This window comes from Limimonas halophila (assembly GCF_900100655.1).
GTDB lineage: Bacteria > Pseudomonadota > Alphaproteobacteria > Kiloniellales > Rhodovibrionaceae > Limimonas > Limimonas halophila.
The window spans coordinates 26,582-49,818 of the sequence record NZ_FNCE01000012.1 but is presented as its reverse complement, the minus strand read 5'-3'; the positions used below and the strand labels follow the sequence as shown (position 1 = coordinate 49,818).

The 23,237-nt window shown below is 69.7% G+C and carries 17 protein-coding genes, 1 other RNA gene and 1 pseudogene; 14 read left to right on the top strand and 5 right to left on the bottom strand.

The window, feature by feature from the left end:
* Positions 1–122: 122 nt before the first annotated feature.
* Entirely contained in the window at positions 123–3,752 is a 3,630-nt protein-coding gene (locus BLQ43_RS12615) for a hydantoinase B/oxoprolinase family protein (protein WP_090021557.1), read from the bottom strand.
* A gap of 106 nt (positions 3,753–3,858) precedes the next feature.
* Positions 3,859–4,110, bottom strand: coding sequence for a hypothetical protein (locus tag BLQ43_RS12610; protein ID WP_090021549.1), 252 nt, complete (start codon positions 4,108–4,110; stop codon positions 3,859–3,861).
* 24 nt (positions 4,111–4,134) lie between these two features.
* Between BLQ43_RS12610 and BLQ43_RS12605 the strand changes: the two genes are divergently transcribed.
* The 3 genes and pseudogenes from BLQ43_RS12605 (at position 4,135) to BLQ43_RS12600 (ending at position 5,344) form a co-directional block, all read left to right on the top strand.
* Positions 4,135–4,506, top strand: a complete 372-nt coding sequence (locus BLQ43_RS12605; protein ID WP_245659583.1) for a helix-turn-helix domain-containing protein — start codon at positions 4,135–4,137, stop codon at positions 4,504–4,506.
* Positions 4,507–4,537: 31 nt separating this feature from the next.
* Positions 4,538–4,597: pseudogene (locus tag BLQ43_RS14920) on the top strand (SEC-C metal-binding domain-containing protein); the annotation flags it as partial.
* Positions 4,598–4,696: 99 nt separating this feature from the next.
* A complete protein-coding gene (locus tag BLQ43_RS12600) occupies positions 4,697–5,344 on the top strand; it encodes a hypothetical protein (RefSeq protein WP_245659582.1) in 648 nt (215 codons plus the stop codon).
* Positions 5,345–5,633: 289 nt separating this feature from the next.
* On the opposite strand, the gene BLQ43_RS12595 is transcribed toward BLQ43_RS12600, so the two are convergent.
* The 3 genes from BLQ43_RS12595 to aceA form a co-directional block, all read right to left on the bottom strand.
* Complete coding sequence (locus tag BLQ43_RS12595) at positions 5,634–7,094, bottom strand: AAA family ATPase (RefSeq protein ID WP_090021540.1); 1,461 nt, start codon at positions 7,092–7,094, stop codon at positions 5,634–5,636.
* A gap of 157 nt (positions 7,095–7,251) precedes the next feature.
* On the bottom strand, positions 7,252–9,444 hold the full coding sequence (locus tag BLQ43_RS12590) for a malate synthase G (protein ID WP_090021537.1): 2,193 nt from the start codon (positions 9,442–9,444) through the stop codon (positions 7,252–7,254).
* Between the two features lie 97 nt (positions 9,445–9,541).
* A complete protein-coding gene (gene aceA / locus BLQ43_RS12585; RefSeq protein WP_090021534.1) occupies positions 9,542–10,840 on the bottom strand; it encodes an isocitrate lyase in 1,299 nt (432 codons plus the stop codon).
* Between the two features lie 574 nt (positions 10,841–11,414).
* Between aceA and BLQ43_RS12580 the strand changes: the two genes are divergently transcribed.
* The 11 genes from BLQ43_RS12580 (at position 11,415) to mraY (ending at position 23,231) form a co-directional block, all read left to right on the top strand.
* Entirely contained in the window at positions 11,415–12,191 is a 777-nt protein-coding gene (locus tag BLQ43_RS12580) for a TerB family tellurite resistance protein (RefSeq protein WP_090021531.1), read from the top strand.
* 6 nt (positions 12,192–12,197) lie between these two features.
* Entirely contained in the window at positions 12,198–14,045 is a 1,848-nt protein-coding gene (locus BLQ43_RS12575; RefSeq protein ID WP_090021528.1) for an ABC-F family ATP-binding cassette domain-containing protein, read from the top strand.
* Between the two features lie 8 nt (positions 14,046–14,053).
* The gene (locus BLQ43_RS12570) at positions 14,054–14,755 is read left to right on the top strand and encodes an N-acetylmuramoyl-L-alanine amidase (protein ID WP_090021524.1); all 702 of its coding nucleotides are present in this window, start codon (positions 14,054–14,056) and stop codon (positions 14,753–14,755) included.
* A gap of 45 nt (positions 14,756–14,800) precedes the next feature.
* Positions 14,801–15,239, top strand: an RNA gene (gene rnpB, locus BLQ43_RS12565) — RNase P RNA component class A.
* A 381-nt stretch (positions 15,240–15,620) separates the two neighbouring features.
* Complete coding sequence (mraZ, locus tag BLQ43_RS12560; RefSeq protein ID WP_090021521.1) at positions 15,621–16,088, top strand: division/cell wall cluster transcriptional repressor MraZ; 468 nt, start codon at positions 15,621–15,623, stop codon at positions 16,086–16,088.
* Between the two features lie 11 nt (positions 16,089–16,099).
* Positions 16,100–17,092 (top strand): 16S rRNA (cytosine(1402)-N(4))-methyltransferase RsmH, encoded by a 993-nt coding sequence (gene rsmH / locus BLQ43_RS12555; protein WP_090021517.1) that lies wholly within the window; start codon positions 16,100–16,102, stop codon positions 17,090–17,092.
* Positions 17,089–17,511 (top strand): cell division protein FtsL, encoded by a 423-nt coding sequence (ftsL, locus tag BLQ43_RS12550; protein WP_090021516.1) that lies wholly within the window; start codon positions 17,089–17,091, stop codon positions 17,509–17,511. Before rsmH ends, ftsL begins: the two co-directional genes overlap by 4 nt.
* Complete coding sequence (locus BLQ43_RS12545) at positions 17,508–19,214, top strand: peptidoglycan D,D-transpeptidase FtsI family protein (RefSeq protein ID WP_090021511.1); 1,707 nt, start codon at positions 17,508–17,510, stop codon at positions 19,212–19,214. The genes ftsL and BLQ43_RS12545 overlap by 4 nt, the downstream gene beginning before the upstream one ends.
* Entirely contained in the window at positions 19,201–20,721 is a 1,521-nt protein-coding gene (locus tag BLQ43_RS12540; protein WP_245659581.1) for a UDP-N-acetylmuramoyl-L-alanyl-D-glutamate--2,6-diaminopimelate ligase, read from the top strand. The genes BLQ43_RS12545 and BLQ43_RS12540 overlap by 14 nt, the downstream gene beginning before the upstream one ends.
* A complete protein-coding gene (locus tag BLQ43_RS12535; RefSeq protein ID WP_090021506.1) occupies positions 20,718–22,133 on the top strand; it encodes a UDP-N-acetylmuramoylalanyl-D-glutamyl-2,6-diaminopimelate--D-alanyl-D-alanine ligase in 1,416 nt (471 codons plus the stop codon). The genes BLQ43_RS12540 and BLQ43_RS12535 overlap by 4 nt, the downstream gene beginning before the upstream one ends.
* A 9-nt stretch (positions 22,134–22,142) precedes the next feature.
* Complete coding sequence (gene mraY / locus BLQ43_RS12530) at positions 22,143–23,231, top strand: phospho-N-acetylmuramoyl-pentapeptide-transferase (protein WP_090021503.1); 1,089 nt, start codon at positions 22,143–22,145, stop codon at positions 23,229–23,231.
* The last annotated feature ends 6 nt before the right edge of the window (positions 23,232–23,237 follow it).

Sequence of the window (23,237 nt, the reverse complement as noted above, 5' to 3'; positions counted from 1 at the left end):
GGCCACACCTAGCGCGAATCGGCCACCGCTGCAACCAGCACGGGGCGTTCGTGCGCAGCGCCGCAACCGGAAGAATGGCCCGGCGCGCCGCCGCGTGCCGCGCCGCGATCAGCCGGCCACCATCACCCCGTGGCGGAACCGTAGCCGCCGCCGCCCGGCGTTTGAACCACGAGCACGTCGCCGCGGTTCATCGTGGTGCGGTCGGTCGCCCCCAGCTCCTCGCGCGTGCCGTCGGCGCGCTCAACCCAGGCCGCGCCGCAGGCGCCGGGCTCGCCCCCGTTCAGCCCGAAGGGCGGAACCGTGCGATGGTTCGACAGGATCGCCGCCGTCATGGCCTCGTCGAAGCGCAGGCGCCGCTCCACGCCGTCGCCGCCCGTATGATGCCCCCGCCCGCCGGAGCCGCGGCGGATGTGGAAGTCCTCGACGCGCACGGGGTAACGCCACTCCAGCACCTCGGGGTCGGTCAGGCGGGAGTTGGTCATGTTGGTGTGCACGGCGCTGGTGCCGTCGTGGTCGGGGCCGGCGCCGGAGCCGCCGCAGATCGTCTCGTAGTACTGGTGGGTGGCGTTGCCGAAGGTGAGGTTGTTCATCGTCCCCTGCGAGCCCGCCATCACCCCGAGCGCGCCGTAGAGCGCGTCGGTCACGACCTGGCTGGTCTCCACGTTCCCGGCCACGACGGCGTGCGGGTACGTGGGGTTGAGCATCGATCCCTCGGGCAGCGCCAGCTCCAGCGGCTTCATGCAGCCCTCGTTCATGGGGATCTCGTCGTCCACCAGCGTGCGGAAGACGTAGAGCACGGCCGCCCGCGACACCGCCGCCGGGGCGTTGAAGTTGTCGTCGCGCTGCGGGCTGGAGCGCGAGAAGTCCAGGTGCGCGGTGCGCGCCGTCTTGTCGATCGTGATGTCGACGGCGACCTGGCTCCCGTTGTCCATGGGATAGGTGAAGCTGCCGTCCGACAGCACGTCGAGCACGCGGCGCACCTGCTCCTCGGCGTTGTCCTGAACGTGGCGCATGTAGGCGTGCACCACATCCAGCGAGAAGTGGCCGATCATGCGGTTGATCTCGCGCACGCCCTTCTCATTGGCGGCGATCTGGGCCTGCAGGTCGGCGACGTTCTGCGTGGGATTGCGCGCCGGGTAGCGCCCGCTCGCCAGCAGCTCACGCAGCGCGTCCTCGCGGAAGGTGCCTTGCTCGACCAGCCTGAAGGTGTCGATGAGCACGCCCTCTTCGTCGACGTGCGTGGAATCCGGCGGCATGGAGCCCGGCGTGATCCCGCCCACGTCGGCGTGGTGGCCGCGGCTGGCGACGTAGAAGACGACGCGCTCGCCCGTCTCGTCGAACACTGGCGTCACCACGGTGATGTCCGGCAGGTGCGTGCCGCCGTTGTAGGGCGCGTTGAGCATGTAGACGTCGCCGGGCGCCAGCGTGTCCCGCGTCTCGCGGATGATGGTGCGCACCGACTCGCCCATCGAGCCCAGGTGCACGGGCATGTGCGGCGCGTTGGCGACGAGCTTGCCGTCGGGGTCGAAGACGGCGCAGGAGAAGTCCAGGCGCTCCTTGATGTTCACGGAATAGGCCGTGTTCTCCAGCGTCGCGCCCATCTGCTCCGCAACGGACATGAAGAGGTTGTTGAAGACCTCCAGCATGACCGGATCGGCTTCGGTGCCGACGGCGTGGGCGCGGTCCTTCGCCTGCGTGCGCGTGAGCACGAGGTGGTTGCGGTTGGTCAGCTCGGCGCGCCAGCCCGGCTCCACCACGGTGGTGGAGGTGGGTTCGATGACGATGGCCGGCCCGTCCAGGGCGTCGCCGGGCAGCAGGTCGGCGCGCTCGTACACCGGCGTCTCGCGCCACTGCCCCTCGGCGTACATGGAAACGCGGGCGCGTTCGCCGAGCGGCTCCACGCGCGCGTCCGCCTCGACCCAGGGGTCTTCCGCCTGCTCGGTTTCGCCCACGGCCTCGACGGAGGCGGCCTCCACCACCATGGGCTTGCTGGGCATGACGAAGCCGAAGCGCTGGCGGTGCTCGGCCTCGAAGGCTTCGACCACGGCCTCGCGCGAGCCCTCGGGAACGATCAGCGCGGCGTCCGTGCCCGCGTAGCGCACGTGCAGGCGGCGCAGCACCCGATCCGTGGCGACGCCCTGCGCCGCGATCTCGCTCGCCGCCGCCTCGGCCAAGCTGTCGAGCACACCCGCCGCTTCGGTCAGGGTGTGGGCGTCCAGCCGCCGGTCGATGGCCTGTTCCCGCATGGCGCGCACGTCCGCCAGCCCCATGCCGTAGGCGGAGAGCACGCCGGCGAAGGGGTGCAGGAAGATGCGCGTGATGCCGAGCGTGTCGGCGATGTCGCAGGCGTGCTGGCCGCCCGCGCCGCCGAAGCTGGTGAGGGTGTAGCCCGTGACGTCGTGCCCGCGCTGGATGGAGATCTGCTTGATGGCGTTGGCCATGTTGGCGACGGCGATGCGGCGGAAGCCCTCGGCCACCTCGGCCGGCCCGCGCGTGTCGCCCGTGGCGCGCGCAATCTCGTCGGCCAGCTCGGCGAACTTGCGGTGAACGGCGTCGGCGTCCAGCGGCTGGTCGGCGTCGGGCCCGAAGACGTGCGGGAAGAAGTCGGGCTGGACGCGGCCGAGCATGACGTTGGCGTCGGTCACGGTCAGCGGCCCGCCGCGCCGGTAGCTCGCGGGGCCGGGGTTGGCGCCGGCGCTGTCGGGGCCGACGCGGTAGCGCCCGCCGTCGAAGTGGAGGATGGAGCCGCCGCCCGCCGCGACGGTGTGGATCTGCAGCATGGGCGCGCGCATGCGCACCCCGGCGATGCGGGTTTCGAAGGCGCGCTCCAGCTCGCCGGCGTGGTGCGCGACGTCGGTGGAGGTGCCGCCCATGTCGAAGGAGATGATCTTCTCGAAGCCCGCCATCTGCGCAGTGCGCGCGGCGCCGACGATGCCGCCCGCCGGGCCGGAGAGGATGGCGTCCTTGCCGCGAAAGACGCGCGCGTCCGCCAGCCCGCCGTTGGACTGCATGAACATCAGCCGCACGTCGCCCAGCTCCCCGGCGACCTGATCCACGTAGCGCCGCAGGATGGGCGAGAGGTAAGCGTCCACGACCGTGGTGTCGCCGCGCGAGACCAGCTTCATCAGCGGGCTGGCGTCGTGGCTGGTGGAGACCTGCGGGAAGCCGACAGCGCGCGCGATCTCGGCCACTTGGCGCTCGTGCTCGGCGTGGCGGTAGCCGTGCAGGAAGGCCACGGCGACGGCGCGGATGCCCTGGGCGTAGAGGTCTTCGAGCTCGGCGCGCACGGCCTCGGGGTCGGGTTCCGCCACCACGGTGCCGTCGGCCGTGATGCGCTCGTCCACCTCGACGGTCGCCTCGTGCAGCAGCTCGGGCAGGACGATGTGGCGGGCGAACAGCTCGGGCCGGTTCTGGTAGGCGATGCGCAGGGCGTCGCGGAAGCCGCGCGTGGTGACGAGGGCCGTGCGCTCGCCCGTGCGCTCCAGCAGGGCGTTGGTGGCGACCGTGGTGCCCATCTTCACGGCGTCGATGCGCTCGGCCGGGATGGGCTCGGCCTGGGAGATGCCCAGCAGGTCGCGGATGCCCTGGATGGCGGCGTCGGCGTACTGCTCCGGGTTGTCGGAGAGCAGCTTGTGGGTGACGAGCGCGCCGTCGGGGCGGCGGCCGACGACATCGGTGAAGGTGCCGCCGCGGTCCACCCAGATCTGCCAGCGCCCGGTGCCGCCCGCGCGCTCACTCTCGAAGCCCGGCAGCGTCCCCGCGCGCTCGCTGCGCGCCCGCCGATCGCCGTTCCCGCTCACGTCTCAGCCTCCGCCCGGTCGTCGCTGGCCGCAGCCTAGCCGGGTGGCGGCGCGGGTGTCACCGGGAATGCTGTGCGGTCCGGTTGGCGGCGGTGGCGACGTTCTGCGCGATGCCGAACCGCACGCGACCCTGATCCGCGATGGCCCCGGTCTGTTCGGCCAGGGCGGCAAGAAGTCGGCTGTCCAACGGCTGTTCGCTCGCCTGCGCGAGTTCCGCCAGCCCGGCCAGCACGCGCCCGAGCCCTTCCAGCCCGATCACGGCCGGTTCCAGATCGTGAATGGCTTGATAGACCTCGTCCATGTTGGTCATTTTCACGTGCCCAAGCGAATATGGATGGCGTTCGATGTCGGCCGATGCGAGTCACGCGCGAAACGAACCGCCTCACGAGCCCTGAATCATCGATTTTCGCTGATCTTGCATGGATCGCCCGGACCGGTCAATAGGAATTCGATGACCTCATCGGATAAAACCATAACCCCCGGTCAGTGCAGGGCCGCGCGTGGCTTCCTCGACTGGAGCCGGGACCAGCTCGCGAAAGCCGCCAACGTGGGCGTGGCGACCATCGCGGACTTCGAGCGCGGCAAACGCCAGCCCTACGAACGCACGCTCCGCGACATCCGCGCCGCGTTCGAGGCGGAGGGGATTGAATTCTTACAAGACCCCAGCCCTGGTCTACAAATCTCACGATTAAAAATACGAGAATAAATAACAGTTAATACAACGGGAAAACGGCGATATGAGACGTAATGAATTATGCATCTGCGGAAGCGGACTTCGCTGGAAAAACTGTTGCGGATCGCTTTCTAAGAACTTCCACAATTTCAAAAAATCAGGGAAATCTTTTATCGTAACCAACGACACCCTGATAAACTCTATATCTCGCGACGCACGAGTTGTGGAAGAATCGTTTGACGAGATTGCGCGTGATCAGTTATGGAAAATTAGTGCGTTTTACAGCAATGTAATAGAAATTTTATATGTTCAAAAACAACTTTTAAATAAATCAGATGATAAATTAAAACATTCATGCATAAATCTTATCGATCAAGCAATGGTCAGTTTCACAGCCAGTGTAGATTTGGCGAGAAGAGGATTCAGAAAGCAGCACGCTATAATGACACGAAACATGGATGAGCTTCTGATGACTGTTGTATACATCTTGTCAGAAGAAGAAGGACTAGAAAGATTTTATAAAGGAAACATAAAGCACAACGAGATGATGAGAGCATTTAAAAAGATTTTTCCAGATTTTGGTCATATGTATGGACTTTTAAGTGACAGATTCGTTCATGTAAACCAAAGTCATGCCGAAACGGAGCGTCCAACTAGTTATAGGCAAGATGAAGAATCTCTAGCTTTTATCATCCAAAATTTACGGCTTCATGTTTGGCTCTTAGACGCTGTGACCGAACTTGCGTTTATTGATGAAATCCAAGAAAGAAAATATTTCACTTCAAAATTCGGTGGATTAATCGAATACAACCCCTCGAAAAGCGTGTTGGACTGGCTGAACGAGACGATCGGAGATGAATACAGCACATAGTATGATGTTTATATATATATATTTTTTTAAGGTTCACTTACAAGTAGACTGCTCGAAAACCGGAGGGTCCAATAAAATGATTATCACGTTCGGCTATGCTGTATATTCTTATAATAGCGAATCTCGTTCGCACAGGGTTTGTGAATGGCCATTACGGGCAGCGGCTATGATAACCTAAGGGAAAGCCCCCGTTATCGTCATACCCTGCAAATGCCAACCGCTCCAGTGATTCGCAAAATGCCTTCGAGTGTGATCGGCTGAACTGTTGACCAAGACGAAGTTTGCAGGTTCACCCACCCCTCACCGCGGGATCGTCGGCGCGGAGGCGCTCGCTGGCGGTGCGGGTGTCCACGGTTTCCACGGCCGTGCCGGATGGGGCCGTGCCGGATGGGGCCGTGCCGGCGGGGGCCGTGCCGGCGGGCTTGCTGACGGCGTGGACGTGGCGGGGCGCGGCGGCGTCGATCACGCCCGGCGCCTGGGTGGTGGCGAAGACCTGGGCGTGCTCGCCCTGGGCGGCGAGGAAGCCCGCGACGCGGCGCGCCACGGCGGGCGACAGCCCGCGCTCCGGCGTTTCCACCAGCAGGATGTCCGGGCGCGAGAGGTCGCTGTCCAGCACCACGCGCAGGCCCTGGTGCACACCCTCGCCCGCCGCCGCGACGGGAATGTCGTCGACGTCCAAGCGCGCGGGCACGCGGTCCACGGCCGTGCGCGTGTCCGCGTCCGCCGCGGCGAAGGCGTCCAGCTCCACGCCCAGGACGTCGCGGGCGGTTCGTTGCAGGCGGCGGAAGTGCCCGGCGTCGTCCTTCTGCATCTTGAGCTGGAGGAGCTTGTCGGCGTCCTGCTGGCCGATGCCGGGGCGGTCCGCGCGCAGGTGCGTGACCGTCACGCCGCCCAGGGTGCGCGCGATCTCATTGTAGAACGCCGGGATCACGCTTTCCGGGCCGGCGAAGCTCGTCACCTCGCCCTCGATGTCGCGGAAGGCCAGGTTGCTCTTCTCGCCCTCCAGGTCGTCGATGATGCCCTGGACGGCGTGCACGAAGGTGTCGAAGTCGTCGCTGTCGCGGACGAGCTGCTCCAGGCGCTCGGTCAACTCCGCCGAGCCCGCGCCGAGCAGGCGGCCGATGATGCGGTGGGTGCTCATGCGCACGCGGCCGGCGTATTCCGGCTTCACCGCCTCCTTGATCATGTCCCAGTCGTCGCTGTCGAAGCGCTTGAGGAAGCGCCGCAGCTTGCGCTGCTCGCCGCTGATGCCGGCGATTTCCTGCGTGCGCGCGTAGAGCGCGTCCGCCGTGGCCGCGGGCACGTGCAAGAGCGTGTAGGGCCGGTCCGTTTCCAGCTCGACCCGCGCGACGTAGGTGAAGGGCTCGCCCGTCTCCGTGGTCTTCGTCGTCAGCCCCACGGTCAGGCGCGCGGTGTCGACCTTGGTTTCCACGTACTGCGCCAGGTGCGGCGCCGTGCGGCACAAGCGCGCCAGCACATTCGCGGTGTCGGCGCCCAGATCCAGGGTGCAGGTGATCGTGATGGGCGTGGCCGTGGCGGCGTTGTGGAAGTCCAGCTGCCCGGCGAAGGCGTCCGCGCGGTAGGCGATGTTGGTGCTGGCGAAGAAGCCGAAGAAGCCCTCGATCGCCGCGAAGAGGTTGGACTTGCCGGCGGCGTTGGGCCCGGCGAGGACGTTGACGGCGTCCAGGTCCGCCACGTGGCCCTGGGCGAAGCTGCGGTAGTTCTCGATGGCGATCTGCTGGAGCTTCACGGCAAGCCTCCACCCGCGCGGTGTTGCAACGCACCGCCGTCGCCCCGCGACCACGACGGCACCTCGTGTGCGGTTAGCAGCGCCGTGCGCGCGCAATCAAGCCCCGGCCGCACGCCCGCCGGGACGAACGGCGGGCGTGCGGTGCGGGTCAAGCCGATCACTCGCGCGGCCGGACGGGTGCGGTGGTCACACGGCCCGCCTTGGCCTCGGCGCGGCGCGCGTGGAGGATGGGCTCGGTGTAGCCGTTGGGCTGCTCGCGCCCCTGGAAGACGAGGTCGCAGGCGGCGCGGAAGGCCACGCTGGTGCCGAAGTCGGCGGACATGGGCTTGTAGTTGGGATCGCCCTGGTTCTGGCGGTCCACCACCTCGGCCATGCGCTTGAGCGTCGCCATCACCTGCTCCTCGCTGCACACGCCGTGCAGCAGCCAGTTGACGATGTGCTGGCTGTTGATGCGCAGCGTGGCGCGGTCCTCCATCAGCGCCACGTCGTCGATGTCCGGCACCTTGGAGCAGCCGACACCCTGCTCCACCCAGCGCACGACGTAGCCGAGCAGGCTCTGCGCGTTGTTGTCCAGCTCCTGCTGGATGTCTTCCTGCGTCCAGGCCTCGCGGTCGCCCAGCGGCAAGGTCAGCAGCTCGTCCAGGCTCGGCGGCGTGGCGCCCACCAGTTCCCGCTGGCGCGCGAAGACGTCGACCTGATGGTAGTGGATGGCGTGCAGCGTCGCCGCCGTGGGCGACGGCACCCAGGCCGTGGTTGCACCGGCGCGCGGGTGGCCGATCTTGTCCTCAAGCATTGCCGCCATGTGGTCGGGCTTGGCCCACATGCCCTTGCCGATCTGGGCGTGGCCCGGCAGCCCGCAGTCCAGGCCGATGGCAACGTTGCGCTGCTCGTAGGCGTTCAGCCACGCCGAGCCCTTCATGGCCGCCTTCCGCACCGCGGGGCCGGCTTCCATGTCGGTGTGGATCTCGTCGCCCGTGCGGTCGAGGAAGCCGGTGTTGATGAAGACGACGCGCTCGGAAATCTCGGCGATGCAGGCCTTGAGGTTCGCCGAGGTGCGGCGCTCCTCGTCCATCAGCCCCATCTTGAGCGTGTTGCGCGCCAGGCCGAGCACGTCCTCGATGCGGGCGAAAAGCTCGTTCTCGTAGGCCGCCTCGTCCGGCCCGTGGAGCTTCGGCTTGACGATGTAGACCGAGCCCGCGCGCGAGTTCTTCAGCCGCGTGCGCCCGGCGAGGTCGTGGCAGGCGATCAGCGAGGTGATGAGGCCGTCCAGCAGCTCCTCCGGAATGGGCGCGCCGTCCTGGTCCAACACGGCGTCGGTCGTCATCAGCGGGCCGACGTTGCGCACCAGCATCAGGCTGCGCCCGTGCAGCGTCAGCTCGCTGCCGTCCGGCGCGGTGTAGTGGCGGTCGGCGGCCAGCGTGCGCTCCATGAAGCGCCCGCCCTTGGTGAAGCTCTCGGACAGCGTGCCCGTCATAAGGCCGAGCCAGTTGCGGTAGACATGCACCTTGTCCGCGGCGTCCACGGCCGCGACCGAGTCCTCGCAGTCCATGATCGTGGTGACCGCGGCCTCGACCACGACGTCGGAAACGCCCGCCGGGTCGTTGCCGCCCACGCGCGTGCTGCGGTCGATCTGGATCTCCATGGACAGACCGTGGTGCTGCAGCAGGATCGCAGCCGGCTCGGCGGCATCGCCGCTGTAGCCGGCGAATTGCGCGCCGTCGGCCAGCTCCGTGCGCGTGCCGTCGTCCAGCTCGACCATCAGCCGGCCGCCCTGCACGGCGTAGCGGGCCGAATTGCGGTGCGAGCCCGTCGCCAGCGGCGCGGCGCCGTCGAGGAAGTCCCGCACCCAGGCGACGACCTTCTCGCCGCGCTTGGGATTGTAGGTTTCGCCGCGCTCGGCGCCGTCCGTCTCCGGAATGGCGTCGCTGCCGTAGAGCGCGTCGTAGAGGCTGCCCCAGCGCGCGTTGGCCGCGTTGAGGGCGAAGCGCGCGTTGGAGACCGGCACGACCAGCTGCGGCGCCGCCACCTCGCCGATCTCGGCGTCGACGTTGGCGGTGGTGACGCGCACCTCGCCCGGTTCCGCCTTCAGGTAGCCGATATCCTCCAGAAACCGCTTGTACTGCGCGTGATCGTGGGCGCCGTGGCGGTGCTCGCGGTGCCAAGCGTCCAGCCGGCGCTGAAGCTCGGCGCGCTGGGCGACCAGCTCGCGGTTGCGCGGCGCCATGTCGTGAACGAGGCGATCGAAAGCGCCCCAGAGGGTTTCGGCATCCAGCCCCGTGCCCGGCAGGGCTTCCTCGCGGACGAAGCTGTCCAGCTCCGGCGCGATCTGCAGGCGACCGTACGCGCGCATCCTTGCACCTCCCCTGTGGACCCCACCCATTCTCGGATGTGTTCTTCGTCAAAAAAAGGGCCGGGCGTGGCGCCCGGCCCGGCCGCGGTGTCCGCGGTTAGTCCTTCTTGAATTGCGAGGTTTCCGTGGATCCGGCCATCGCGCCGGTTCCCGAATCCTCGCCCTTGATCGCCATGTTCACGGCGTCGAAGTAGCCCGTGCCCACCTCGCGCTGGTGGCGCGTGGCGGTGTAGCCGTACTGCTCGGACTCGAACTCGGCCTGCTGCAGCTCGGCGTAGGCCTCCATGCCGCGCTCGCGGTACTGGCGCGCCATCTCGAAGGCGCCGTGCAGGATCTGGTGGAAGCCGGCCAGGGTGACGAACTGGTACTTGTAGCCCATCGCCGCCAGCTCCTTCTGGAACTTGCGGATGGTCTCGTCGTCCAGGTTGCGCTTCCAGTTGAAGCTGGGCGAGCAGTTGTAGGCCAGCATCTTCCCCGGATAGTGCTTGTGAATCTCCTCGGCGAAGCGGCGCGCCTCGTCGAGATCCGGGGTCGAGGTCTCCCACCACAGCAGGTCGGCGTAGGGGGCGAAGATCTTCTGCCGGTGGATGCAGTAGTCCACGCCGTGGCCCTGCTTGATGCGGTAGAAGCCTTCCTCGGTGCGGTTGTCGAAGTCGATGAAGGGATGATCCCGCTCATCGACGTCGGAGGTGATGAGCTGGGCCGACTGTGCGTCCGTGCGCGAGACGATGAGGGTCGGCACGCCCTCGACGTCCGCGGCCAGGCGCGCGGCGTTGAGCGTCTTGATAAAGTTGCGGATGGGCACCAGCACCTTGCCGCCCAGGTGGCCGCACTTCTTCTCCGAGGCGAGCTGGTCCTCGAAGTGGACGCCCGCGGCGCCCGCCTCGATCATCCAGCGCATCAACTCGAAGGCGTTGAGCGTGCCGCCGAAGCCGGCCTCGGCGTCCGCCATGATCGGCAGGAAATAGTCGATGTTGCCGGCGTTGCCGCCGTCCATGTTCTCCATGGTCTGGATCTGGTCGGCGCGGCGGAAGGCCTCGTTGATGCGGTTCACCATCGCCGGCACCGAGTTGGACGGGTACAGCGACTGGTCCGGATAGGTCTGCGAGGCCAGGTTGGCGTCGGCCGCGACCTGCCAGCCCGAGAGGTAGATCGAGCGCAGCCCGGCCTTGGCCATCTGCACGGCCTGATTGCCCGTGTAGGTGCCGAGCGCGTGGACGTAGTCGCGCTCGTTCAGGTCCTTCCACAGGCGCCAGGCGCCGCGCTCGGCCAGGGTGTGCTTGACCTGCACCGAGCCCTGGAGCCGGCGCACGTCCTCCTGGGTGTAGTCGCGCTTGATGCCCTCGAAACGCCGGGCCTTCAGCTCCTCGGAGAGCCCGAGATCGTCTGCCACCATTGGCGTGCCCTCTCCCCGTTGTTGGGCCGCCGCCGCGCCGGCGGGCGCGGGCGGCGGGTGACTCCTGCCTGACGTGCGTCAACAGCACGCGCCCCACGGCCCCGCGCTGGCGCCCGGGCGTGGCGCGCCGGCCGCGGCGGTGCGGGCCGGACCAAGGGACGCACGCCCTTGACCGCCGCGCGGTTGTGCGCCGCAGCACGAGCGGCACCCTATCGTTTGCAGCGCACCATATCAACGCACTCTACCCCGCCGGAACGCACCAAAAGATTTACATGCATAAACATTCGGCTGGAAATAAAGCAACAATCTTGCTCGAATGTATCAACGAGCGCGCATTTCTTGCGCGTTCGGCGCGTGCCGGCGCGGTCGCGGCGCCGAACGGCCCGCCCGCGCGCTCGGTCCCCGTGCGCGCAGCTTTTTTCGGGTCGCGCTCGGTCCCCTTGCGCGCAGCTTTTTTCGGGTCGCGCTCGGTCCCCTTGCGCGCACCTTTTTTCGGGTCGCGCTCGGTCCCCTTGCGCGCGCGGGCACCAGCGTGAAACAAACACCCCCAAGAGGCAGGAGCCCGGCACGCGGGATGTCGATCTGGGGCAAACTTCTGGGCGGTGCGACCGGCTTCGCCCTGGGCGGGCCGTTGGGCGCCCTTCTCGGCGGGCTGGCCGGGCACGCCGTTGACCACGTGCGCTCCACGACCCAGCGCCTCGTGGGCACCGACGGCCCCATCGGCGACGCCGAGGCGTCCCACGACACCGACGACAACACCCGCAAGATCGCCTTCACGATCGCCGTGATCGTCCTGGGCGCCAAGATGGCGAAGGCCGACGGCACCGTGCGCCGCTCGGAGATCCGCGCCTTCCGCGAGGTCTTCCACGTCCCGCCCGAGGAACTCGACAACGTCGGGCGCATCTTCAACCAGGCGCGCCGCGACTCGCGCGGCTACGAGCCCTACGCCAAGCAGATGGCGCGCCTCTTCCGCCACAGCCCGCACGTGCTGGAGGAGCTGCTCAACGGCCTCTTCCACATCGCCCGTGCCGACGGCGTGGTGACCGAGGGCGAGCTGGCCTACCTGCGCGATCTGGCCCGCATCTTCGCGCTCGACCAGGCGGCGTGGGAGCGCGTCTACGCCGGCAACATGCCGGAGGGCCCCGACAACCCGTATACGGTTCTGGGCGTTGATCCCGACGCCTCGGATGCCGACATCAAGGCTGCCTATCGCCAGCTGGTGCGGGAAAACCACCCCGACCGCCTGACGGCCCAGGGGATGCCGCGCGAGTTCGTGGACACGGCCAACGACAAGCTGGCCACCATCAACGAAGCCTTCGAAACGATCCGCAAGCAACGCGGCCTGACCTGAGCATTCATGGCAACACCCTCTCCGATCCTGCAGCTCAAGCGCGCCACGCTGGCGCTCGGCCATCAAACACTCGCCGAGAACGCCGACCTGGCGCTGGCGCGCGGCGAACACGCCTGCCTCGTGGGGCGCAACGGCAGCGGCAAGTCCACGCTGCTGCGCGCCCTGGCGGGGGAACTCGACCTCGACGGCGGTGAACGCTTCGTCCAGCCCGGCGCGCGCGTCGCCTACCTGCCCCAGGACCCGGACCTGCCCGACGGGCGCAGCGTGAGCGAGCACGTCGCCGCCGGCCTGCCCGAGGACCGCGCCGACGAGCAGCACCGCGTCGACGCCGTGCTGGCGCGCCTCGACCTGCCGGCCGAGCGCGACGTGGGCCACCTCTCCGGCGGCGAGGGCCGGCGCGTGGCGCTGGCGCGCGCGCTCGTCGCCGACCCGGACGTGCTGCTGCTGGACGAGCCCACGAACCACCTGGACCTGCCGACCATCGCCTGGCTGGAAGGCGAGCTGAAGCGCTTCGAGGGCGCGCTGGTGCTGGTCAGCCACGACCGCGCCTTCCTGCGCGCCGTCACCGGCATAACCTTCTGGCTGGACCGCGCGCGTCTGCGCCGGCTGGACAAGGGCTTCGCCCACTTCGACGACTGGGCCGAGGAGGTCGCGGCGGAAGAGCGCCGCCAGCTGGAAAGCCTGGAACGCCGCATCAAGCAGGAAGAGCTGTGGATGCACCAGGGCATCTCCGGCCGGCGCCGGCGCAACATGGGCCGCGTGCGCAAGCTGGAGGCCCTGCGCGCCAGCCGCGCGCAGATGCTCACCAACCAGCCCGGCAGCCTGAAGATCGACGCCGCCCAGGCCGATGACAGCGGGCAGACCGTGATCGAGGCCCGCGACGTCGCCAAGCGCTTCACGCGCGAGGACGGCGAGACGGTCACCGTGGCCGACGGCTTCTCCACCCGCATCCGCAAGGGCGACCGCATCGGCATCGTGGGCCCGAACGGCGCGGGCAAGACCTCGCTGATCCGCCTGCTGACGGGCGAGACGGCGCCGGACAGCGGCACGGTGCGCCACGGCACCAACCTACAGCCGATCTACTTCGACCAGCGGCGCACCCAGCTCGACCCCAACGCGACGCTGTGGGAAACCCTGGCGCCCAAGGGCGGCGACTCCGTCACCGTGGGCGGCAAGCAGCGCCACGTCGTCGCCTACCTGCGCGACTTCCTGTTCGAGGACGAGCAGGCGCGCCAGCCGGTGCGCGCGCTGTCGGGCGGGGAGACCAACCGCCTGCTCCTGGCCAAGCTGTTCGCGCGGCCCAGCAACCTCATCATCATGGACGAGCCCACCAACGACCTGGACATGGAGACGCTAGACCTGCTGGGCGACGTCCTGGCCGATTACGACGGCACGCTGCTGATCGTCAGCCACGACCGCGACTTCCTCGACCAGACCGTGACCTCGATCGTCACGGTCGAGCACGGCGGCCGCGTGGAAGAGTATCCCGGCGGCTATTCGGATGCGGTGCGCCAGCACGGGGAGCTGCTGGGCGGCAGCACGCTCGGCCGCAAGACGAAGGCGGAGAAGAAGGCCAAGGGCGGCGGTGGAAACCGTGCGCGCGAGCGCCCCGACAAGCTGAGCTACAAGGAAAAGCGCGAGCTGGACGAGCTGCCCGGCAAGATCGAGCGCCTGCAAACCAAGGTGGCCGAGCTGGAGGAGCAGCTCGCCGACCCGGACTTTGCGCAGAATCAGCCGGACAAGTTCCAGGAAGCCAGCGACGCCCTCCGGCGCGCCCAAGACGCCCTGGACAAGGCGGAGACGCGCTGGCTGGAGCTGGCCGAGCGCCAGGAGCAGCTCCAGGCCGGGGCGTGAGCACCCCCATGCGGGTTATCGAGGCGCCCTCGCCCAACCACGAGCCGCGCGCGGCGGGCGTGCCGCTCGACACCGTCGTCGTGCACTACACGGGCATGCCGACGGCTGCGCAGGCCATCGACCGCCTGCGCGACCCGGCGGCGAAGGTGAGCGCCCACTACCTGATCGAGACCGGCGGGCGCGTGCTGCGGCTGGTGCCGGAAGGCCGGCGTGCCTGGCACGCGGGCGTGGCCTGCTGGCAGGGGCTGAGCGACATCAACTCGCGGTCCATCGGGATCGAGCTGGTCAACCGCGGCCACGCCTGGGGCTACCACCCGTTTCCCGAGTCGCAACTCGAGTCGCTGCGCGTTCTGCTCGCCGACATCCTGGCGCGATACGGCATTCCGCCGGCCCGCGTGCTCGGCCACAGCGATGTCGCGCCCGAGCGCAAGACCGATCCGGGCGAGCTTTTTCCTTGGCGCACCCTGGCGGCGCATGGGCTCGCCGTCTGGCCCGACCCCGTCCAGCCGCCGGCCGAGACGCCGCCGGTCGCGTGGTTCCAAGCGCGCCTCGCCGCCGTCGGCTACTGCACGCCGCAATCCGGCAGGTTGGACGACGCCACGGCCGCCGTGCTGGCCGCGTTCCAGCGCCGCTTCCGGCCGAAGGCGGTCACGGCCGCGCCAGACACCGGGACGGCCGCGCGGCTGATGGGGCTGACCGCGTCCGCGTAGCGGCTGCTTGCGCCCGCGCCGCACGCGTCCCATCTTCTCGGTGGGTCAGACGGCCGGACGGTCGCTCCCGCGTGCGCGCCACGCGGGGGAGGAAAGTCCGGGCTCCACGGAAGCACGGTGCCGGGTAACGCCCGGCGGGGGCGACCCCAGGGAAAGTGCCACAGAAAGCATACCGCCGCGTACGGGGCGTACGGCGCACGTACACCCGCGCGGTAAGGGTGAAAGGGTGCGGTAAGAGCGCACCGCGCCCCTGGCAACAGGGGCGGCCATGGTAAACCCCACCGGGAGCAAGACCAGATAGGGGCGGCACGCCGGCCGGCACGCCCGGCCGGCAGGCGAGGCTTCCGCGCCGGCCGCCCGGGTCGGTCGCGCGAGGCGTCCGGTAACGGGCGTCCCAGAGGAATGGCCGTCACCCGTGACAGGTGTGGGTTCGCCCTGGCCTGGCACGGGCCCACAGAACCCGGCTTACAGGCCGTCTGACCCCATTACCGTCAATTTAACCATGAATTGCACCTTTTTTGGGTGGCGGGCTCGGCAACGGCGCGGCACGCCGGGCCACACGGCGCGCGACGGCCACACGCACCGGTTGGCTCGAACAAGAACGAAAAACGAACAAATAGCGTGAAAGACTCCGACTGTGTGGGGTTTTCAGGGACTCCGGGGCGTGACTGGAGCCGGCAAAATTTGACACATCTTTCGAATGACCGCGGCCAAAAATCCTTGTTATGAGGGAACTTCCTATTTGGTGTTCGCATTGACCCACGGGGTACCCCATGCTATCCCATGACTTCCCAGATTGTGGCGTGGCATCCCATCTCGTGCGCGGCGCCACACTGGGTCTCAGGGGACGACGAGGGGGCTTGGCGTGGCGGTTTTTCTCGGCACCTTCGAAAACAAGGTGGACCGGAAAGGCCGTGTCTCGGTCCCTGCCGCCTTTCGCAACGCGGTGGCGGGGCAATCGTTTCATGGGATCGTCGCGTTCCCGTCCTATCGCGCGCCGGCGCTCGAAGGTTGCGGGATTGCGCTGATGGAGGAGCTCGGCGAAACCATGGACGAATACGACTTGTTCTCCGACGACCACGATGACCTGGCAACCACGGTGTTCGCGGATTCCCAGCAACTCCCCTTCGACGCCGAGGGCCGCATCATGCTGCCGGCCGAGTTCATGGAGCACGCCGGCATCAGCGAGCGCGCCGCCTTCGTCGGCAAGGGCAAGATGTTTCAAATATGGGAGCCCAACACCCTGAAAAGTCACAAGAATACTGCACGCCAGCGCGCCAGGGAACGCGGGCTGACCATGCCGCTGAAGCGCGGCGGCAAGCAGGAGGCGTAGCGGGGATGGCGATGGCCGCGCTCGACCGCGATCAGCAGGGCGCCCATACGCCGGTCATGCTCGACCCGGTGCTGGCGGCGCTGAATCCGCGCGCCGGCATGGTTTACGTCGACGCAACCTTCGGGCGTGGCGGTTACACCCGCGCCCTGCTGGATCACGGCGCGCACGTCATCGCGCTCGACCGCGATCCCAACGCCCTCGCCCACGGCCGCGAGCTGGTGGGCGAGCACGGCGACCGCCTTCAGCTCCTCCAGGGGCGCTTCGGCGAGCTGGACGCGCTGCTGGCCGAACACGGCGTGGGGCGCGTGGACGGCGTGGTGTTCGACCTGGGCGTGGCCTCGCCGCAGCTTGACGATCCCGAGCGCGGCTTCTCCTTCCGCTTCGACGGCCCGCTGGACATGCGCATGGGCCGCGACGGCCCCACCGCGGCGGACGTGGTGAACACCGCGGACGTGAACACGCTCACCTGCATCATCCGCGACTACGGCGAGGAAAAGAAGGGCCGCGCCGTCGCCCGGGCCATCGCGGCGGCGCGCGAGCACGGGCCGTTCACGCGCACGGGCGAGCTGGCGGAGGTGGTCCGCCGGGCCGTGGGCCGACGCGCCGCCGACGGGCTCGACCCGGCGACGCGCACCTTCCAGGGCCTGCGCATCCACGTGAACGACGAACTGGGCGAGCTGGCGCGCGGCCTGACGGCCGCGGAGCGCGTGCTCGCCCCCGGGGGTCGGCTGGTTGTCGTGGCGTTCCACTCCTTGGAAGACCGCGCTGTGAAACGCTTCCTGCGGGAACGCAGCGGCGACCGGCCGAATCCCTCCCGGCACGCCCCGGCGCCGGCCGACACGGGCGCGCCCGCCCCGAGCTTCCGGCTGCTCACGCGCTCGGCGCGCAAGCCCAGCGAGGCCGAGGCGGCGGCCAACCCGCGCGCCCGCTCCGCCCGCATGCGCGCCGCCGAGCGCACGGACGCCCCGGCCTGGCCCACGGCGGAAAGCGGGGTGGCGCCATGATCCGGCCGGTGGCGGTGATCTGGCTGATCGCGCTCGCGGGCGTCGCGGCCGGAGTCTACCTGGTCAAATACCGCGCCAGCGAGCTGCGCACCGAGATCAAGGAGGTGCGCAGCGACATCCGCAGCGAGCGCGAGCGCCTGCGCGTGCTGCGGGCCGAGTGGACCTACCTGACGCGGCCCGAGCGGCTCGCCCGGCTGGCGCGCGAGCGCCTGGACATGCGCCCGGTGCAGCCGCAGCAGGTCGTCGAGCTGGACCACCTTCCTCCGCGCGTCACCACGCGGGACATCGAGCCGGCGCAGGAAACCATCGCGCTCGCGGACGATCCGGACTCGCCCACGGTCGCGCTGCCGCACACGAAGCCCTGGTCGCTCAACGCCCAGATCGCACGGGTTCCGGCCCGCGAAGGAGGCCGGCAATGACCCCGCATCGGCAACCCGCCCCGCTGTTCGGCAGCCGCCCCGGCCGGGGTCAGGCGCTGGAGGTCTGCCGCACGCGCCTCGTGGTCGCGGGCATCGTCTTCGCCACGCTCTTCGCAGTGGTCGGGCTGCGCGTGCTCACACTCGCCGCGCCCTTCGGCAGCGGCGAGGCCAAGGTCGCCCGCGCCCACACGGGCGAGGGCGGCAAGCTGCGCCGTGCCGACATCGTGGACCGCAACGGCAAGCTGCTGGCCACCACGCTGCCCACGGCCTCGCTCTATGCCGATCCCGGCCGCGTCGACAAGCCGGCCCGGCTGGCCAAGCGCCTGAGCGCGGTGCTGCCGGACAAGGACCGCGCGGCGCTGGAAAAGCGGCTGCGCCGCGACAAGCGCTTCGTCTGGATCAAGCGCGAGCTGACGCCGCGCCAGCACGACCGCATCAACCGCCTGGGCAGTCCGGCGCTCGGGATCCGGCAGGAGCCGCGCCGCTACTACCCGCAGGGCGGGCTGACGGCCCACCTCGTCGGCTTCACCGACATCGACGGCCGCGGCCTGGCGGGCGTGGAAAAGGCCTTCGGCGAGACGCTGCGCGAGCGCGACGAGCCGCTGCGGCTGTCGCTCGACGTGCGCGTGCAGCACGCGCTGTCCGAGGAGCTGCGCGCAGCCATGACGCGCTTCGACGCCAAGGGCGCGGCCGGCGTGGTCATGGACGCGGACACCGGCGAGCTCGTGGCGCTCAGCTCCCTGCCCGCGTTCGACCCGGACGCCCCCGGCAGCGCGCCCGATCACGCGCGCTTCAACCGCACGACGCAGGGCGTCTACGAGATGGGCTCGGTGTTCAAGGTGTTCTCCACCGCCGCCGCGCTCGACAGCGGCGCCGTGCGCATCAGCGACCACTACGGCGTCGAGGAGCCGGTGAAGCTGGCCGGCTACACCGTGCGCGACTTCCACCACAACGAAGGCGAGCTGACGGTCCCGGAAATCTTCATGAAGTCCAGCAACATCGGGACCGTGAAGATGACCCGCGCCGCCGGGGCGGAGACGCTGCAGGCCACGCTCGCCGACCTGGGGCTGACGCGCCGCTCGGGCCTGCGCCTGCCATCGGTGAGCAAGCCCATGGTCCCCGACCCGTGGAAGCGCATCAACGCCATGACGGCGAGCTACGGCCACGGCATCGCGGTCACGCCCGTCAGCCTGACGGCGGCGGTGGCGGCGACGGTCAACGGCGGCACGCTGCCCCGGCCGACGGTGCGCGCGGACGCCGACCACGGCGCGCAGGCGCGGGTGCTCTCGCGCGCCACCTCGGCGACGATGCGGCAGATGATGCGCCTCGTGGTCGCCTACGGCACGGGCTCCAAGGCGCGGGCCGACGGCTACCGCGTGGGCGGCAAGACGGGCACCGCCGACAAGGTGGGCGCCGGCGGCTACAGCACCGACGCCCGCGTGGCCTCCTTCGCCGGGGCCTTCCCGATGGACGACCCGGAATACGTCATCTTCGCGCTCGTCGACGAGCCCAAGCCGCAGGAGGACACCTTCGGCTACGCCACGGGCGGCTGGGTCGCCGCCCCGGCGGTACGGCGCGTGGTCGAGCGCATCGGACCCATGCTGGGCGTGCGCCCCGAAAACGGGCTCACGGTGCCCGAGCAGGAAGACAACCCGCTGCTGCGGCGGGCGAAGCGGAAGGACGTGCAGGTTGCGGCTCGCTGAGCTGGTGCAGGGGATGACGGGCGTGACGATCGCGGCCGGTGACGCGGCGACGGAGATCCGCGCCCTCGCGGCGGACAGCCGCGAGGTGGAGCCGGGTGCGCTCTTCGCCGCCCTGCCCGGCGCCACGGCGGACGGCCGCGCCTTCGTCGCCGACGCACTGAACCGTGGCGCGGCGGCCGTCCTGGCGCCCGAGGGCACCACGCTGCCGGCCGAGGCCAAGGAAACGGCCCTCGTCACCACGGATGCCCCGCGGCAAACGCTGGCGCGCATGGCGGCGCGCTTCTTCACCCGCCAGCCCGCGACCATCGCCGCCGTGACGGGGACCAACGGCAAGACCTCGGTGGCGAGCTTCACGCGCCAGCTCTGGGCGCAGCACGGCGACACCGCCGCCAGCCTGGGCACGCTGGGCCTCGTGCCCGAGCACCTCGCGACGAGCCCCGGCGCGCTGACGACGCCCGACCCGGTGGCGCTGCACCGCTGCCTGGCGGAGCTGGCCGGGGCGGGCTGCGATCATCTGGCGATCGAGGCATCCAGCCACGGCCTCGACCAGGGGCGCCTGGACGGGCTGACGGTGACGGCGGCGGCGTTCACCAACCTCTCCCAGGACCACCTCGACTACCACGCCGACATGGCGGGGTACTGGGCCGCCAAGCGCCGCCTCTTCACCGAGCTGCTGCCCGCCGGCGGCACGGCCGTGATCAACGCGGACGCGCCGGAAGCCGGGGAACTGCTGGACATCTGCCAGGCGCGCGGGCTGCGCGCCCTGACCTACGGCACATATGCGGACAATGGGTCGCAACATTCGGGGTCGCACGGGGGGGCCGAGCTGCTGATCCAGGACCGGGAACCCGGTCCCGCGGGTCAGCAGCTCGGGCTGCGGCTCGCCGGCGAGCGGCACGATGTGCATCTGCCGCTCGTCGGGAGTTTTCAGGCGACGAACGCGCTGGCGGCGCTGGGGCTGGCCGTGGCCGGTGGCATGCCCATCGCCGACGCCGTCGCGGGACTCGCCAAGCTGGAGGGCGTGCCGGGGCGCCTGCAGCGGGTGGCGCAAACGCCGGGCGGCGGGCAGGTCGTGGTCGACTACGCCCACGCCCCGGGCGCGCTGGAGACGGTGCTGACGGCGCTGCACCCGCACGCGCACGGCCGGCTGGTCGTCGTGGTGGGCTGCGGCGGCGACCGCGACCGCGGCAAGCGCCCGCAGATGGGCGCCATCGCCGAGCGCCTCGCCGACCGCGTCATCGTCACCGACGACAACCCGCGCAGCGAGGACGCGGCAGCGATCCGCCGTGCGGTGCTGGCCGGTGCGCCGGGCGCCCGCGAGATCGGCGACCGGGGCGAGGCCATCCGCACCGCCGTCTCCGAGCTGGAACCGGGCGACGTCCTCTTGATTGCCGGAAAAGGTCACGAAACGGGCCAAGTCGTGGGCGAACGTACGCTTCCCTTCGACGACGCCGCCGTGGCGCGCGCGGCCGTGGCGGCGCAGGCAGCGGGAGGCCGAGCACAATGACGGCAGCGGCGCTTTCCACCCCCGAGCCCCTGTGGACCGCGCAGGACGCCGCGGAGGCCACCGGCGGCCACGTCACGCGCGACTGGGCCGCGACGGGCGTGGCCATCGACAGCCGCCACATCGAGCCCGGCGACCTCTTCGTGGCGCTGCGCGGCGAATCCACCGACGGGCACCGCTTCATCGCCGACGCCCTGGCGAAGGGCGCCGCCGCCGTGGTGGCCGACCACTTCCCGGACAACGCGGGCTCGGGCGTGCCCGCGCTCATGGTGGCGGACACCCAGACGGCGCTGGAGGACCTGGCGCGGGCGGCGCGGGCGCGCAGCCAGGCGCGGGTGATCGCGGTCACGGGCAGCGTCGGCAAGACGGGCACGAAGAACGCGCTGGCCCACGTGCTGGGCGCGCAGGGCGAGACGCACGCCGCCGCCGCCAGCCACAACAACCACTGGGGCGTTCCCCTGACCCTGGCGCGGCTGCCGCGCTCGGCCGCCTACTGCGTGGTGGAGATGGGCATGAACGCGCCGGGCGAGATCGCGGCGCTGTCGCGGCTGGCGCGCCCGCACGTCACCGTCATCACCGAGGTCGCGGCCGCGCACACGGCCGCGTTCGCCTCGGTGGAAGGCATCGCCGACGCCAAGGCGGAGATCTTCCAGGGCGCGGACCCCGGTGCGACGGCCGTGCTGCCGCGCGACAACCCGCACGTCGCGCGCCTGGCCGAGCACGCCGGCGCGGCGGGGATCGAGCGCCTGATCAGCTTCGGCCGCGACGCCGAGGCGACCATCCGCGTGGTGGAAGAAGCCCCCGACGAGCGCGGCACCGAGGTCACGGCGGCGCTGGGCCTGCGCCACCTCAGCTTCCGCGTCGGCATCCCCGGCGATCACTGGGTGATGAACGCCCTGGCCGTGCTGGGCGCGGTCGCGGCGGTCGACGCCGACCCCGGCGCGGCGGCGGCGAGCCTCGCGGAGCTCGAGCCCGCGCCGGGGCGCGGGCAGCGGCACACCGTCGCCGTCGACGGCGGCACGGCGACGCTGATCGACGAGAGCTACAACGCCAACCCGACGTCGATGCGCGCAGCCATCGCGCTGCTGGCGCGCGCCGAACCGGGTCCCGGCGGCCGGCGCATCGCGGTGCTGGGCGACATGCTGGAGCTGGGCGAGCGGTCCGCGCACGACCACGGCGGGCTGGCCGAACCGCTGCGCGCGGCGGGCGTGGACGCGGTCTTCACCTGCGGCGACCAGATGACGGCGCTGCGCGATGCGCTACCGGCGGCCGTGCACGCCGGCCACGCCGCCGACGCCGAGACGCTCACCGGGCAGGTCACGGCGGCGCTGCGGCCGGGCGACGTCGTGCTGGTCAAGGGCTCGGCGGGCGCGCGCACGGGCGCGGTGGTCCGCGCGCTGACGGACGCGGGGTGAGCGGGCGCGATGCTGCACAACCTTCTCACACCGCTGTCGGACGAGCTGATCGTCTTCAACCTCTTCCGGTACCTGACGTTCCGGAGCGGGGCGGCGACGCTCACCGCGCTCGCGATCTGCTTCCTGCTCGGCGGGCCGCTCATCCGCTGGCTGCAGAGCAAGCAGCGCGAGGGCCAGCCCATCCGCGAGGACGGGCCGGAAACCCACCTCGTCGGCAAGAAGGGCACGCCCACGATGGGCGGCATGCTCATCCTGATCGCGCTGTCGGTGTCGACGCTGCTGTGGGCGGACCTGACCAACGGCTTCGTCTGGGCCGTGCTCTTCCTCACCCTCGGCTTCGGCGCCGTCGGCTTCGCCGACGACTTCCTCAAGCTCACCCGGCGCAGTCACCACGGCGTGCCCGGCAAGCTGCGCTTGGGCGTGGAGATCGCGATCGCGCTGATCGCCGGGCTGTGGGTGCTTTATCTCACCGACCCGCGCCTCGACACCGCCCTGGCCCTGCCCTTCTTCAAGGACCTGCTGCTGGAGCTGGGCTGGGCCTTCCCGGTGCTGATGGTGCTGGTGATCGTGGGGGCGTCCAACGCCGTGAACCTCACCGACGGCCTGGACGGGCTGGCGATCGTGCCGGTGATGATCGTCGCCGCCTGCTACGCGCTGATCGCCTATCTCGTCGGCAACAGCATCTTCGCCGGCTACCTGCAGATCCACCACGTGCCCGGCACGGGGGAGCTGGCGGTGTTCTGCGCCGCGCTCGTCGGCGCCAGCCTGGGCTTCCTCTGGTACAACGCGCCGCCCGCGATGGTCTTCATGGGCGACACGGGCTCGCTGTCGTGCGGCGCGGCCGTGGGCGGGATCGCCGTCATCACCAAGCACGAACTCGTTCTCGTCGTCATCGGCGGCATCTTCGTGCTGGAGACGGTGTCGGTGATGGCGCAGGTGCTCTCCTACAAGCTGCTCGGCCGCCGCATCTTCCGCATGGCGCCGCTGCACCACCACTTCGAGAAGAAGGGCTGGCAGGAAGAAACCATCGTCGTGCGCTTCTGGATCATCGCCGCCATCCTGGCGTTGATCGGCTTGTCGACCCTGAAACTGCGGTGAGGTCGG